Below are 14795 nucleotides of genomic sequence, written 5' to 3'. Positions count from 1 at the left end.
ACGAGCATGCTTGATATTTAGTGGGAGACCGCATTCCACAATGCGATAACCGGCACACCAGGGTGGTGGGGGTCGAAGGAAAAAATACTGAGCGAGGCTGTGCCGAGCGTGAAATGCTGCGCTTCGGCCACCGCTAATCTGATCCACCTTACGGCCAGGACACCGCCGACCTGGCCGTGCGAAAAGAGTGCGATATTTCCGTCCAGCTTGCGCAGACGGGCGATGAGCCGATCAACACGATCGGAAATTTGTTCGGGCATTTCACCCCGAGGACAACCGTCCCGATAAATATTCCAGTCTGGCCGCTCCTTGTGGATATCCGCAGAGCGCTGTCCTTCGTAATCACCATAGTCCCATTCAGCAAGATCAGTTTCTATTTCCGGGACTTTATCCAATCCGACCAACTCACAGGTTTGTAGTGCGCGCTTGAGCGGGCTGGTCAACACATGTGCAAACGGAATGTCCCAGAGGCGTTTGCCAAGTTCACGCGCCTCGCTCTCTCCGTTCTGGGTCAACGGAATATCCGTGCGACCAGTGTGCCGACCGGAGAGAGACCACTCGGTTTCGCCATGCCGAATGAGGTACAGGCGCAGGGAGTTAGGTGTGCTAGTTTTTACATGCCAAATTTTTGAACTCATTTGTCACCCGGCTTTTCCTTCATTAATTGTGGGCGGATCGACAGCAAATCCTGCTGGCGTTTAGCATCCACCTTTGGATAGCTCACTTTGAGAGACTTAAACGTATCGAGAATAATCTCTGAAACAATTAGCCGGGCGTTCTCCTTGTCATTGGCTGGCACCACATACACGGTGCCAATTTTGTGCTCGTTGCACTCAGGTATGCCTCATAGGCCTGCAGGCGATGCCTTCTTGGTGCTGCCGATTTTATCGCCCAGTGCATTGATGCTGTTGCCCAGTGATTCGAAACCCTTGGCGACCTCGTCTCGCGTCCAAGTGGCGCCGGAGGCAAGCTTGTCGCCAAGGGCTCGGGTATCCGCCACCGTCGCTGACGCACCCGCCTTCACTTCGCCACCAACCCAGCCCGCGGCGCTTTCTAACCCATGAGCGGCGGCCTTGAGTTCATAGCCAGTCTTGTTGTACTCCTTACGCAACCATGATTCAACTGCCTTGGATCGGTGTTCCAGGGCGAGTGCGTGGTTGGCTTTCGCAAAAACATTTGTTATCGATTGCACCTCCTTCACCGCACCTTTTTCGACCGAAGCGGCGAGCGTGTCGAGTTGCACAACCGAGCTTTCGAGTTCCTGTTTGGTCTCTCCGATAGCGCGACCAGCCTCAAGGCGCAAGTAGCTGGTCGCTTTGTGGATATCGGCAGCGGCAGCCTTGTAGTCCTTCTTGGCATAAGCCTCAACCGCGTTCGTGAAGTGACGTTGCGGCTCCTCACTTACCGGGTACCAAGTGGTCACGTCGGCTAACAGCCAGCGATGCTCCATGTCGGCACGCGTGGCTTTGTCGATTGCCTTGTCCAGATCCGCCCTCTTCGTTATCTTGCCGCTCTCGATGGCTTTGGCGGCTGAACTAACTTTCAGCGCACTGGCATTCATGCGCTTGGCAATATCCTGTGCAAACTTTGTGTCAGCTGCCATGATCGCTTTGTCTGCGTCAACCTGCGACCTGCCCTCCTTGTCGGCGCGAGCGGCCTGCAGTTTCAATTCATTAGCCACGGCGTGCATTTCTGCGGCGGCCTTCTTGTTGTCCTTCGCGTCGAAGGCCTTGCGTGCGGCATCGAGATGCCGGCTGACGGCATCAACAACCGGCGTGTAAGTTATGTCATCGTAGATAATCCAGGCTTCTGGCGCCTTGACTGGGATTGGCGTGTTGGTCGCCGTCAACGCAGGCAGGGCGACAGACTCGGAGAGCGGTTCCGGGGCCTGTGCATTTGCCACGCCAGTGAGCTGAGTCGTTGCAACAAGTATTGCAACCGCAATTGGTTTGAGTGTGAAGTTCATGGCGTGATCCTTTCAAAAAGAGTGTTAGTAAAGAGAGTTATTGTTAATTACTGGTGACCGATCCATAGGGCGGCACCGGCGTAAGTTTGATGTTACTGCTCCTTTTTCAATGGCAAAGAATCCTATTTCTTATTCCTCGCCAAGCGGTTTCGGCAACAATGAACGCTGTGCTGTCGACGATGTGGCTTAACAAAAGTGTAAGTATAGGCACTGGTCAAGATTCGTACTGTGCGGTTGCGCACTTAGCCGGCCAGCCTGTCGCGACTCACAGGTTTGCAGTGCGCGCTTGAGCGGGCTGGTCAGCACATGTGCAAACGGGATGTCCCGGAGGCACTTGCCAAGTTCACGCGCCTCGTTCTCTCCGTTCTGGGTCAACGAAATATCCGTGCGGCCGGTGTGCCGACCGGAGAGTGACCACTCGGTTTCTCCGTGCCGAATGAGATACAGGCGCAGAGAAGTGGGTGTATTAGTTTTCATGCGCCTGCACAATCAACTCCCGATAGACGCACCGCGCCTCCTCGGTTTGAGGGAATCCACAACCAGGCAAATCATTTATTGCAGCTTGAGCAACTATCATCCATTGCCAGGCAGTCCATTGTCGCTGGCGACCAGCGTCCTCCCGGCACTCTATAAGTGCTTGCGTATTCATTTGGGGCTGCCCCACTTCCAGTTCCGGATTTCCGGCATGTCCTGCCCGTGCTTGTCGATATATTGCTTGTGCTCGATCAGCTTACCTTTGAGCTGCTGTTTCAGGTAAATACCCCTGTCGCCGGTCTGCGGCAGGCGGTCGATGGTGTCCATCACGAGGTGGAAGCGGTCCAGATCGTTTAACACCGTCATGTCGAAGGGGGTGGTGATAGTGCCCTCTTCCTTGTAACCGCGGACATGGATGTTGTCATGGTTGGTCCGGCGATAAGTCAAGCGATGGATCAGCCACGGATAACCATGAAAAGCGAAGATGATGGGCTTGTCCCGAGTAAACAGAGCATCGAAGTCCTCGTCGCTCAGCCCGTGGGGATGCTCGCTCTTCGACTGAAGCTTCATCAGGTCCACCACGTTGACGACGCGAATCTTCAGCTCCGGAAAATGCTCCCGCAGAACCTCGACCGCAGCCAGTGTCTCGAGCGTAGGCACGTCCCCGCAGCACGCCATCACTACGTCCGGGTCCCCGCCTTCGTCATTGCTGGCCCAATTCCAGATCCCGGCCCCGGCGGTGCAATGTCTGATGGCGGCATCCATGTCCAGCCATTGCAGCGCCGGCTGCTTGCCGGCAATGATGACGTTGACGTAATTGCGGCTGCGCAGGCAATGGTCGGTCACCGATAACAGGGTGTTGGCATCGGGCGGCAAATACACGCGGACGACGCTCGCTTTCTTGTTCGTCACAAGATCGATGAAGCCGGGGTCCTGGTGGCTGAATCCATTGTGGTCCTGCCGCCATACGTGCGATGAAAGCAGATAATTCAGCGAAGCAATCGGCCGCCGCCATGGAATGGAACCCGCTACATCGAGCCACTTCGCGTGCTGGTTAAACATCGAATCGATTATGTGGATGAACGCCTCGTAGCATGAGAAAAAACCGTGCCGGCCGGTCAGCAGATAACCTTCGAGCCAGCCTTCGCACTGGTGCTCGGACAACATCTCCATCACCCGGCCATCGGGTGCAACGTGGTCGTCGCCGGGAACGATTTCCGCGGTCGAGCAGCGATTCGTCACTTCGAACACGGCGCCCCAGCGGTTGGAGCTGGTTTCATCGGGGCTGAAGATGCGGAAGTTGCGCGAATCTGCGTTGAGTTGCAGCACATCGCGAATGAACCCTCCCTGGACGCACGTGGACTCAACTTCCACGACACCGGGCTTCGCGACCTCGACCGCGTAGTCGCGAAAGTCCGGCATAGTCAGATCGCAAAGCAGCAGGCCTCCGTTTGCATGCGGGTTCGTGCCCATCCGCCGCGCGCCCGTGGGCGCCAGTTCAGCGAGCTCCGCAATCAGCCTGCCGTTCGCGTCGAATAACTCTTCCGGGCGATAACTCTTCATCCACTGTTCGAGCACTTTCAGGTGCTCGGGCTTCGTCGCGAGTTCTGCAATCGGCACCTGGTGTGCGCGAAATGTCCCTTCGACCGCTATGCCGTCGACGACTTTTGGACCCGTCCAGCCCTTCGGCGACCGCAGGATGATCATGGGCCAGCGCGGCCGCTGCCTGAACCCGTACTTTCGGGCGTCGCGTTGGATCTCCTGGATATCGGCAACGATCGCGTCGAGGGTGGCCGCCATCAACTGATGCATTTCCGCTGGGTCGTCGCCCTCGACGAAATGCGGCGTGTACCCGTAACCGCGGAAAAGCGCCTCGAGCTCCTCGTGCGAAATGCGCCCTAGCACCGTGGGACCGGCAATCTTGTGGCCATTCAAATGCAGTATGGGCAGTACTGCGCCATCGTGAACCGGGTTCAAGAATTTGTTCGAATGCCAACTCGTCGCGAGGGGGCCGGTTTCGGCCTCGCCGTCGCCCACGACACAGGTCACCAGCAGATCGGGATTGTCGAACGCGGCGCCATACGCGTGCGCCAGCGAATAACCGAGCTCGCCGCCTTCGTTGATGGAGCCGGGGATTTCGGGGGCAACGTGGCTGGGGATACCGCCGGGAAAGGAAAATTGTGTGAACAGTTTTTTCATTCCCGGCTCGTCCTGCGAAACGTTCGGGTACAGCTCGCTGTAACTACCCTCCAGATAGGTGTTGGCCACCAGACTCGGCCCGCCGTGGCCGGGGCCGGTAACGTAGATCATATCAAGGTCGTACTGCATGATGATCCGGTTCAGATGAACATAGATGAAATTCAAGCCCGGCGTGGTGCCCCAGTGGCCCAGCAGCCGCGGCTTCACATGCTCGAGCTTCAACGGTGTCTTTAGAAGTGGATTGTCGTACAGGTAAATCTGACCCACCGACAAATAATTAGCTGCCCGCCAATATGCATCCATCTTGTGAAGTAGTTCCGACGTGAGTGTATTGATTTTCATGATATAAATTTAACGAATTGAAGTGAGATCGATAACCTGAGTAACAGACCTGGCGATCATGAGTGCTTCGTCGGTGCGGATGACTCGCACCTTGACGCGACCAGCGTCCGAGGAAATTAGTTGGGCATGTTCCGCATTGCGTTCCCGATTTAGTTCGATGCCAAGAAAGCCGAGGCCGTCACAGATCCTCTCCCGAATGAGCGGTGCATTTTCGCCAATGCCTCCTGCGAAAACGAGTGTGTCCAATCCACCGAGCGCGGCAGTGAAGGAGCCAATCCATTTTTTTGCCTGATAGCAAAAAAGTGCTAAAGCTTCCGCCGCCCGGACGTCACTGGCTTCTTGCTCGAGCAAGTCTCGAATATCGGAACTGATCTCCGACACCCCGAGCAGCCCTGACTCGTGGTTCACCATCTGGTGAAATTGCGCCGCGGTCATTTGCTCAGTGTGCGCCAGGTAGCTCACCAGTCCTGGGTCCAGATCGCCGGAGCGAGTGCTCATGGGAAATCCTGCCGTCGGCGTGAACCCCATGCTGGTGTCTATGCTTTTGCCGTCGCGCACAGCGGCCATGCTGGCACCATTTCCGAGATGCGCGAGGATCACCCGGCCAGTCGTTGCAGCCGGGTCACGGAGCCGCGCGAGTTCTTCCATGAGATAGGCGTAGGACAAACCGTGGAAACCGTAACGTTGAACTCCTTTCGTCTCGTAGCGGCGTGGGATCGGAAGCAGCTTAGCCACGCGCGGCATGTCGCAATGAAACGCCGTATCGAAGCAGACCAACTGCGGTAGCTTCGGATAACGCTGGCGAAACGCTTCGATCAATTCGATCTCGCAGGGAAGATGATCCGGGTCATAGGGCCTGATGGAATGCAGTTCATCCAACAGATCTTGCGTCACTAACTCGGGCATAGTGTGTTGCATGCCATGAACCACCCGGTGTCCGATCGCTCGAACCCATTTGAAACTATTCTGTTCTTCAAGCCAATCAATCAGGAAATGAGCCGCCGATTTGTGATCGGAAGTGGCGAAGGGTCTGCTGTCCCGATGATTGGTGGCCAGGCAATTGAATGTCAGATTGGTCCCGCTCAAGCCGATGCGATCTATGCTTCCAGAAAGTCCCCGCTCCAGTGTTTTGCCAACCTGGTACAGCGCGAATTTGATGCTTGATGAGCCGCCATTGATCGTCAGGATGTATGGGTTAAGTGGCTTCATAGATGACTCTTTCTTCACTCCGTAATTTGAACACTAGGCTGCAAGGGATCTCTATTCGTCAGTGTTGTTCAGCGTATTCGCGTATTGGGCGATGGGTGGAAAAACGCGGGATCAATCGCGCAATGTGTTTTTGTTCCAAGGTCGCTGGTCGTCCCAACGCAATTTTTTAGTATTCGGGTTACGAGTTTTTACGCACTCTTGAATTATTCATTACGCACAAAATATTGTATGTTCGATAAAGCACACTTTGGTATTCTGGGCTTGCGGCGCGACAATCTGCCTCTTGTTATGCCTGTCATGTTCCGGTAACGTTGTAAGTCCATGATTAATCCTGTGCATAAACTCAACAACCTGAGGAGACCGTCAATGAAGAAGATCGTGATTGTTGCTGTATTGGGTATGTTTGCCGTCGACCTAACGTTCGCTGCTGACAGCAGCTGTGATGCCAAGGCTGTCGAAAAGAAACTGGCTGGCGCCGCCAAGAACAGTTTCTTAAAGAAGTGTAACAAGGATCTTGCACTTACCGCTTGCGGTATTCAAGCCACCGAGAAAAAATTGGTCGGCGCAGCTAAGAACAGCTTTTTGAAAAAATGTGAAAAAGACGCTGCTGTCAAATAATTGAAGGGCATAGAGCACAAAAGGGCCGCAAACTTAGCAGTCCCTTTGTAATTTTGCATTTCTATTTCATCTATAAAATCTGAAGATACCTAATCCCCAGTTACCTTCCAGCTCGCTGTTACTTCATGTATCCATCAAATAGTCATCCGGGCCAACAGTTACTTAAGTTCAAAAAATAATGTCGTACTACACTCGATCATAGGTAATACCATGAAAAAATATTTTCAATATCGAGCGTCTGGTTATTACGGCCAATCAATGCCGATAGCTATACAGGTGCAAACCTCCTGATCTGAGCCACCATTCGCTATTGCACAATGAGGTGCCCAATGAAACAACTGCTGTTCTGTATATTTACTGCGCTACTGTTGAATGTTGGTACAGCGTGGGCGTCTCCATTCGAAGATGGCCTGGCTGCGTATAAGCGCAGTGACTACATAAATGCGGTGAAGTGGTACCGTCTAGCTGCAGCGTATGGAAAAGCGGAAGCGCAATTTAATCTTGGTTATATGTATAACAAAGGGATAGGCGTTTCGCAGGACTACGCAGAAGCAATTAAATGGTATCGATTAGCAGCAAGACAGGGGAATGCGAATGCGGAATACGATCTCGGCTTGATGTATGAGAAAGGGATAGGTATTTCCCAGGATCACGCAGAAGCAGTGAAATGGTATCGATTAGCAGCAGCGCATGGAGATGTGAGGGCGCAAATAAATCTCGGTCATCGGTATAAAAACGGACAAGGTGTTGCGCAAGACTATGCAGATGCCGTGAAGTGGTACCGTCTGGCTGCAGCGCAGGGGAACGCAGATGCACAATATAATCTTGGCTTGAGTTATGCCAACGGACAAGGCGTTGCGCAGGATTACACGGAAGCATTCAAATGGTGGCGTTTAGCCGCGGCGCAGGGAGATGCGCTGGCACAATACAACCTTGGCGTGACGTATGACGAAGGACGAGGTGTCCCGCAAGAATATGCTGAAGCAGTCAGGTGGTATCGCTTAGCAGCAGCACAGGGAAATGTGAATGCGCAATTCAATCTTGGCTTGAAGTATGCCAACGGGCAAGGTATTGCACAGGACTACTCAGAAGCAGTGAAATGGTATCGTCTGGCTGCAGCACAAGGGAATGTGAATGCTCAATACGAGCTTGGTTTGAAGTATGCAAATGGGCAAGGTGTTGCACAGGACTACGCAGAAACAGTGAAATGGTACCGTCTGGCTGCAGCGCAGGGGAACGCGAATGCGCAATTCAATCTTGGCTATTTGTATGACAAAGGAAAAGACGTTGTTCAGGACTACGCAGAAGCAGTGAAATGGTATCGCCTGGCTGCAGCACAAGGAGATGCGAATGCGCAATACAATCTTGGCTTGAAGTATGTCAACGGGCAAGGTCTTGTGCAGGACTATACGGAAGCATTCAAATGGTGGCGCCTGGCAGCAGCACAAGGGCAAGCAGAAGCACAATTTAACCTTGGCGTGAGCTATATGAAAGGACAAGGCGTCCCGCAAGATTACGCTGAAGCTGTCAGGTGGTATCGGTTAGCCGCAGCGCAAGGTAATGCACAGGCGCAAAACAACCTCGGTTTGATGTATTACAGGGGGCAAAACGTTTCGCAAGACTACCTTGAAGCTGCCAAATGGTATCGTCTGGCTGCGGCGCAGGGAGATTATCTGGCGCAATTCAATCTTGGTTATATGTATGATAAAGGGCAAGGTGTTGCGCAGGACTCTACACAAGCAGCCAAGTGGTGGCGTTTAGCAGCAGCCCAAGGACAAGCGGAAGCGCAATTCAACCTCGGCGTGAGTTATAAGGTAGGACAAGGCGTCCCGCAAGATTACGCTGAAGCAGTAAGATGGTATCGCTTAGCAGCGATGCAAGAAAATGCGCATGCGCAATACAATCTAGGCGAAATGTATGAGGAAGGGAAAGGTGTTGCACTGGATTATGTTCGTGCACACATGTGGTTCAATCTTAGTGCAGCGTTGGGGTATGGGGATGCCGTGAAGAGTCGCGACATCGTTGCAAAGCAAATGACACTACAGCAAATCGCAAAAGCACAGAAGATGGCAAATGATTGCCAGCAAAAAAACTTTAAAGTATGCGACTAAAATTCATATCAGTCCGGTGCAGTCTAAAAAAATCGGGCTGATACAGTGGAAGTGTTCCGCATAATGATCGACTTGATATTTTATCAAGCAAATTTTTATATGATTTGAGAGAACATTAAACGCACGGCAAAATTAGTTGGGCCACCAATCCACCTTCTGCACTATCTCTCAAATGAAATTCGCCTCCATGCAAGCGTGCCGCACGCTCAACAATTGCCAATCCTAATCCTGTTCCGGTGACATTGCTGCGTGAGGTTTCCAATCGGGCGAACGGTCGCTTGATCGCTTCGTGTTGCGCAGCAGGAATACCAATACCACGATCCGTTATCGTTAGATTGACTTGGTTTCCTTCCTGTTTGAGCTGCAAAGTAATCTTGCCGCCACCATGTTTGATAGCATTATCCAGCAGGTTGGAGAGCGCACGTTTCAATAGCAATGGTCTGACTTGCAGCATAGGCACATCATGCAGTTCGAGCGTAAGCGATTCCGCTTGCTGTTTAAATCGCTCCGCAACTTCGCGCACAAGTGATTTTATATTCAGCTGGATAACGACTTCATCTTCATCCAGGCGCGCATAGTCAAGGAATTGCTGAATGACTGCATTCATCTGCTCAACATCAGCGGCAAGTCCCTCGCGCAGGGATTCCTCGGCGATAAACTCAGCTGCCAGTCGCACACGCGTTAAAGGAGTACGCAGGTCATGCGAAATGCCTGCCAACACCAACGCGCGTTCACGTTCATTGGCGGTGAGATCGGCGGACATCTGATTAAAGGCACGTGTTACCGCGACAATTTCATGCGCGCCTCGTTCTGGTAACGGCTGCAGAGTCGCACCCTGGCCTACTTTTTGTGCCGCTTGTGCAAGTTGCTGTAAGGGATACGCCACCTGACGCGCAATGAAGTAAGCGCCGAGCAAGGCCAGGCCAAAAACTAAGCTGCCCCATATCAATAATACTTGCGATACCGGATGTTCGATGTGTTCTTTGGGTAATGCCACCCAAAATTCTTCATTGCCAATGAAGAAACTTACCCACAAAGCTTCCATACCATTATGTTCCGCAGCAAAGCGGGTATTTTTACCTAAGCTCTCGCGCACTTTTTTCATCATCAAATGCAATTCAAGAGGATGGGCTGGCAAGGGTTTGAGCACATCACTTTTGTCTGCCATTTGTACACGCAATCTTTCTACATCCGCCAATTCGTCGAGTAGCGCAGAGCGCCATTCCGGGGCGGCGGACAGCACGGCAGCGCGTGTGAGATTGATCACCGACACAACCAACTGTGCCATTTGCTGTGCATGCGGTTCACGTTCAACTTGATTGAAAATTGCCAGAGCGGCTGTTAAAGACAGTATGATCAGCACCATGATGAGTAGAAAAGCACGTGCCAACAACGTTTTTGGCAAGTTAATCAAGGTTTAATTCCATCTGGTACAAACACATACCCATGCCCCCAAACCGTTTGAATGAAACGGGGATGTGCAAGATCCTCTTCAATGAGTTTACGTAATCGAGAAATTTGCACATCTATAGCGCGGTCGAATGGATCATGGTTGCGACCACGCGCCAGATCCATGAGTTTGTCGCGCGATAAAGGATGACGAGGATGGGTGACTAGTACCTTGAGCAATGCAAATTCGCCGGTCGTGAGCGTGATTGCTTTACCCGCTTTGCTCAACGCACGTGTCGCCAAATTTAATTCACAAACGCCGAATGTGACTATTTTTTCTTCGGTTTGCGGTGCGCCAATCGGCTGTGTTCCTTTGCGACGCAACACTGCATGAATACGTGCCACCAGTTCGCGTGGATTAAACGGCTTGGGAAGATAATCGTCCGCTCCCATTTCCAATCCGATGATGCGATCTATTTCGTCGCCCTTGGCTGTGAGTAGAATCACCGGAACATTTTCTCCTGCTCCGCGCAGACGCCGCAAAATAGACAGTCCGTCTTCATTGGGCAACATCAAATCCAGCACCAAAAGATGATAACGGTTTAGCGCTAAGGCCTTATCCATCTCGCTACCATCAACGACCGCTTTCACCGCAAAGCCTTGTTCACCCAAATAGCGGAGCAACAATGAGCGTAGGCGAGAGTCATCGTCAATAATCAAAATTCGTTGTATGTTATCCATGGCAGGCATCATAAAGCTAACTTCAAGTTTGAACTGTAAAGAATTGTGCAGCTGCGCCTTGGTTGAAACAAATTGTTACAATTCTGTCCTTGGGAAAAATATTTCTCTTACAGTTGAATCGTATGATTTATTTTGTGTGAAACGCTAAAGATATTCTCTGGTTACAACTCATATAAGACAGTTGTTAATGTACCAATAAATTGGTAGCAATAATTTTCAGGCCAGATGAATATTAAAAATATACATACAATTATGCACACCAACATATTCGTCAACACTAGAGTTTTCGTTAGCTAAATCACATATACAACTTGATCATGAAGAATTCTTGTATCCGTAATACGTCTGCGATCCACTTAATTGAGAATATCCGTGGCTATAAACTTGTTTAAAAATTTTTTCGCAACTTGTGTTGGGATTTGTGTCGCCATGCCTGTGTTAGCAGTTGAACCGGTTGACGATACTGCACAGGCTGTTCGTATCGAGCAAATGCAAAATGAATTATCTGAAGATCAGATCAAAGCCCGTGAGAAAATTCTTAAGGAATGGAAAAATAAAACACCTGAGCAACGCACCGAAGAACATCGGGAGATAAACAAGAAGTGGCAAAACATGCCTTCTAATAAGCTTGAGGGCGGATTGCATAAGAGATGGGAAACTATGACAGCGGAACAGCGCGCTGAAAAACGTAAGAAAATGCATGAACATTGGGAAAAAATGCCTCCTGATGAACGCTATAAAATGCGCGAAAAGATGAAAGAACACTGGCAAAAAATGTCACCGACTGAACGTGAAGCTCAACGAAAAAAAATGCATGAGCGCTGGGATAACATGTCGTCGGAAGAACGCGAACAGTTAAAACTTGATATATCGCGCCAGAAGTGTTTGTCTTACTAGCCCATGCTTCCGTAGTTTATGTTGCTTAACCTGGGTAGACCATCTGAAACTTAACCAACATGATCGCAATGAACAACCCTGCAGCAAACTGCGGGGTATCTCAAAACAGCGCAAATTGATAGTTCAAGTGAGCAATATCTGAATATCTTTCGTGTCATTATGCTTTTCAACATCCTCACTATCTTGATCACAGTGTAAGTCGGTACCCACTGAACCAAAAAATGGACATAATCCTTGTCCGACCCTATCTCCAAAAATTTCAGTTAGTAGCATTCCTCAATTTTCAAACATAACTCTTTCAAAATCTCATCAATACTATCGTCAAACACTGCTTGTCGATACTGTGCCGGAAATGCCGAGTGGTACATCAACACTGTTATGTTGTGATTTTTATCGATATATTTGCTCGTCCGTAAAGCTTAGGCTGCAAGCAGCGGGGAATTCAACTAAAAGAGATTCATACCGCCAAGTTACCGTAACGCTGCATGATGATTTTATGCAGAATGTTCATATAACATACTGTATATTAAATAATTATTTGTATTTTTATATCTTTATACAGTAACAAGCAGTTACATATTATGCGTTGGCACAAGCACTTTATTTACAACTCTCTTTCATAATCATTCTCATAGACGCTACTGCGTTAACAATAAGATCGGTTGCTAAAACAACTAGGATTATGGAGACTAAAGTGGAATCGTTCTTCAAATTTATTGGATAGCAATTCTGCAAATTATTCCATTTTTAATTCAATAAAGCATTAATAATCCATTCCCAAGCCACAATGGACTTGACCATTGGCGCATTGTTCGAAGGTATGCAGGGCCACTTCGAGCTGATCCTCCAGTGCATCAAGACTATCGAAGACGCGGTGATGGAAGCGCTTCTCACGCAATTCATCCCACACATGTTCGACGGGATTGAGCTCAGGCGCATAAGGTGGCAAAGGTAACAGTTTCATGCTCTGTGGTGGTTTGAGTAACCGACTGGCGTGCCAGCCGGCGCCATCGAGCACCATTACGATTTTGTCGCTGGGGTGGCGCGCGCTCACCTCATCGAGAAACAGCTGCATGCAGTCGGTATTGACGTATGGCAAGATCAAAGAATCGAGCTCCCCACTTTGGGTCTCCACTGCCGCGTAGGCGTAGGTGTACTCGTGGGTCAGCATCGCTTGGCATAGTGGTCGTACGGGCTTGGGAGCCCAACACCGACGTACGTCGTTGATGCGCCCAAAACGCGCCTCGTCTTGAAGCATCAGTCGGATCGGTTCGTTTCTTGCTCAGTCCTGGCGGATTTCGGCGAGCGTTTCGGGGAGTTTTTTTCCCAGTCTGCCTGGGCTACAGGATTGCTTTGCGGATGCCTTTTGTCAGGTGCGAGTTTGCGCCAGTTGTGCCGATGCAGTCATTTGTACACCGATGACAGCGCCATCTTCCGCCCCAGCGCTATTTCGAGTTGGGGCTTGATCTGGCTGACCACCAAAATACCGCCCATACGGGCAGGCTCCAGGAACGGTTTGAGCAGTTCGGCTTCGCGCTCAGGGGTGAAGTGTTCTCTGTATCGCCCTCCGCGCACGGACTTGCCTTTATCGCCTATGGCTCCACCCGCAATGAACTGGTTGCGCAAACGGCACGCCCAACCTTTGGACAATCCGATGACCTGTGCTGTTTGCTCCAGACTCATGCCGTATTGAAGGGGCAAGACCACTGCCTGTGCTTGTCGTAACGGTTCAATCGTCGTCGCTGAAGCAATGGCTTGGAGTGCGATAGCAAGTACATCCTGGCCTCGCGGTAGCCGTGACATGAATTACCTCCTCAGTTTTTCAGTGAGGTAATTATTGCACTATTGATGTATAAATTGAATTGCAATTTAAATTTTGATCCGAACGACTCGACATTACTCGGCGCTGGATGGCGCCCGGATTACACCAACTTGGTAACACTGTATCAAGTTCACGATGACCAACTTAGAACGTGTTTACGATCTTCTAAGCAGCAGCCCCAGAAATGCAAGGTGGATAAACTGCAGGCTGATGTTGAGCTTTCGCTCGCAGTTCTTCCACAGCCTCCTATTCTTCTCCACCCAGGCAAAGCTGCGCTCCACCACTCAGCGCTTGGGGATCACCGCGAACTTGTGCAGTTCACTGCGCCTGGCAATCTGCACCGTGACAGCCTGGCCCAGTATCTCCTGCACGTCTTGCGCGAAGGGCTGGCCCATATAACCGCTATCGGCCAACACGCTTTGAATCTTGCTCAGATTCGCCTTGCAATGGCGCATCGCCTGTAGTGCACCTTTGCGATCCGTTACTTCGGCAGTGGTGACGGCAACGGCATGGGGCAACCCCTGCGTGTCCACTGCAATGTGGCGCTTGATGCCTGAGACTTTCTTGCCCGCGTCATAGCCCTTGCTCCCGGCTGTGTCCGTGTTCTTCACGCTCTGCGCGTCTACAATCAATAGTGTGGGCATGGCGCTGCGCACCTGTTTCTCGCGGGCCGCGCCAACCTGATTTTTTTAAAGCCCGCTCCAGCACGCTGATATCGTGCTCGTCGGGCTTGCTCCACTTGGCAAAGTAGGCATACACCGTCTGCCATTTCGGAAACTCACTGGGCAGAAATCTCCACTGGCAGCCCGTGCGCAGCACATACAACACCGCACAGAACACCTCGTACAAGTCCACCGTCGTGGCTTGGTACGTCGACGCACGCTGGCCAGCAGTGGCCCTATCTCCGCAAATTTTTCCCGACTGATGTCGCTGGCGTATTTCTTCTCTCTCATACCTATAGTTTAAGGGAGGTTCCTTAGATCGTAAACACGTTCTTAGAACCAATGTTTTCACCATCACCGATTCA

16 protein-coding genes and 1 pseudogene are annotated in these 14795 nt (G+C 51.1%); 3 read left to right on the top strand and 14 right to left on the bottom strand.

Features of this window, described 5'->3' with window-relative positions; translation table 11 throughout:
* Positions 1-17 precede the first annotated feature (17 nt).
* From W01_RS02600 to W01_RS02570, 7 genes are all read right to left on the bottom strand, one after another.
* Positions 18-638 (bottom strand): histidine phosphatase family protein, encoded by a 621-nt coding sequence (locus W01_RS02600; RefSeq protein ID WP_173052069.1) that lies wholly within the window; start codon positions 636-638, stop codon positions 18-20.
* A complete protein-coding gene (locus W01_RS02595) occupies positions 635-802 on the bottom strand; it encodes a hypothetical protein (RefSeq protein ID WP_198421324.1) in 168 nt (55 codons plus the stop codon). The genes W01_RS02600 and W01_RS02595 overlap by 4 nt, the downstream gene beginning before the upstream one ends.
* 42 nt (positions 803-844) lie before the next feature.
* Positions 845-1681 carry a hypothetical protein gene (locus W01_RS02590; RefSeq protein WP_173052068.1) on the bottom strand — a complete coding sequence of 279 codons (837 nt, stop codon included), beginning with the start codon at positions 1679-1681 and terminating at the stop codon, positions 845-847.
* 471 nt (positions 1682-2152) lie between these two features.
* A complete protein-coding gene (locus W01_RS02585) occupies positions 2153-2443 on the bottom strand; it encodes a histidine phosphatase family protein (RefSeq protein ID WP_173052067.1) in 291 nt (96 codons plus the stop codon).
* A complete protein-coding gene (locus W01_RS02580; protein WP_173052066.1) occupies positions 2433-2615 on the bottom strand; it encodes a hypothetical protein in 183 nt (60 codons plus the stop codon). The genes W01_RS02585 and W01_RS02580 overlap by 11 nt, the downstream gene beginning before the upstream one ends.
* Entirely contained in the window at positions 2612-4981 is a 2370-nt protein-coding gene (locus W01_RS02575) for a phosphoketolase family protein (RefSeq protein WP_173052065.1), read from the bottom strand. Before W01_RS02575 ends, W01_RS02580 begins: the two co-directional genes overlap by 4 nt.
* A gap of 9 nt (positions 4982-4990) precedes the next feature.
* Complete coding sequence (locus W01_RS02570) at positions 4991-6190, bottom strand: acetate/propionate family kinase (protein ID WP_173052064.1); 1200 nt, start codon at positions 6188-6190, stop codon at positions 4991-4993.
* 366 nt (positions 6191-6556) lie between these two features.
* On the opposite strand from W01_RS02570, the gene W01_RS02565 reads away from it, so the two are divergent.
* Positions 6557-6808, top strand: coding sequence for a hypothetical protein (locus tag W01_RS02565; RefSeq protein ID WP_173052063.1), 252 nt, complete (start codon positions 6557-6559; stop codon positions 6806-6808).
* A 329-nt stretch (positions 6809-7137) separates the two neighbouring features.
* On the top strand, positions 7138-8919 hold the full coding sequence (locus tag W01_RS14470; protein WP_173052062.1) for a tetratricopeptide repeat protein: 1782 nt from the start codon (positions 7138-7140) through the stop codon (positions 8917-8919).
* A 115-nt stretch (positions 8920-9034) separates the two neighbouring features.
* On the opposite strand, the gene W01_RS02555 is transcribed toward W01_RS14470, so the two are convergent.
* A complete protein-coding gene (locus tag W01_RS02555; RefSeq protein ID WP_173052061.1) occupies positions 9035-10333 on the bottom strand; it encodes an ATP-binding protein in 1299 nt (432 codons plus the stop codon).
* Positions 10330-11049 (bottom strand): osmolarity response regulator transcription factor OmpR, encoded by a 720-nt coding sequence (ompR, locus tag W01_RS02550; RefSeq protein WP_173052060.1) that lies wholly within the window; start codon positions 11047-11049, stop codon positions 10330-10332. Before ompR ends, W01_RS02555 begins: the two co-directional genes overlap by 4 nt.
* Before the next feature lie 372 nt (positions 11050-11421).
* On the opposite strand from ompR, the gene W01_RS02545 reads away from it, so the two are divergent.
* Positions 11422-11946: a DUF3106 domain-containing protein gene (locus W01_RS02545; protein WP_173052059.1), complete on the top strand. Its 525-nt coding sequence runs from the start codon at positions 11422-11424 to the stop codon at positions 11944-11946.
* 50 nt (positions 11947-11996) lie between these two features.
* Here the strand turns inward: W01_RS02545 and W01_RS14630 are convergent, their stop codons facing one another.
* The 5 genes and pseudogenes from W01_RS14630 to W01_RS02520 all read right to left on the bottom strand — a co-directional run bounded on the left by W01_RS14630 (position 11997) and on the right by W01_RS02520 (position 14721).
* The gene (locus W01_RS14630; protein ID WP_198421322.1) at positions 11997-12200 is read right to left on the bottom strand and encodes a transposase; all 204 of its coding nucleotides are present in this window, start codon (positions 12198-12200) and stop codon (positions 11997-11999) included.
* A 509-nt stretch (positions 12201-12709) separates the two neighbouring features.
* Positions 12710-13213, bottom strand: coding sequence for an IS630 family transposase (locus W01_RS02535; protein ID WP_256380140.1), 504 nt, complete (start codon positions 13211-13213; stop codon positions 12710-12712).
* Positions 13204-13350 (bottom strand): winged helix-turn-helix domain-containing protein, encoded by a 147-nt coding sequence (locus W01_RS14625; protein WP_173055678.1) that lies wholly within the window; start codon positions 13348-13350, stop codon positions 13204-13206. Before W01_RS14625 ends, W01_RS02535 begins: the two co-directional genes overlap by 10 nt.
* The gene (locus W01_RS02525) at positions 13351-13749 is read right to left on the bottom strand and encodes a helix-turn-helix domain-containing protein (RefSeq protein WP_173052057.1); all 399 of its coding nucleotides are present in this window, start codon (positions 13747-13749) and stop codon (positions 13351-13353) included. It abuts the gene before it with no gap.
* Between the two features lie 174 nt (positions 13750-13923).
* Positions 13924-14721: pseudogene (locus W01_RS02520) on the bottom strand (IS5 family transposase).
* Between the last annotated feature and the right edge of the window lie 74 nt (positions 14722-14795).

Source organism: Candidatus Nitrotoga sp. AM1P (genome assembly GCF_013168275.1).
Lineage (GTDB): Bacteria > Pseudomonadota > Gammaproteobacteria > Burkholderiales > Gallionellaceae > Nitrotoga.
The sequence above is the reverse complement of the archived record's forward strand: the minus strand, read 5'-3'. Positions and strand labels throughout refer to the sequence as shown.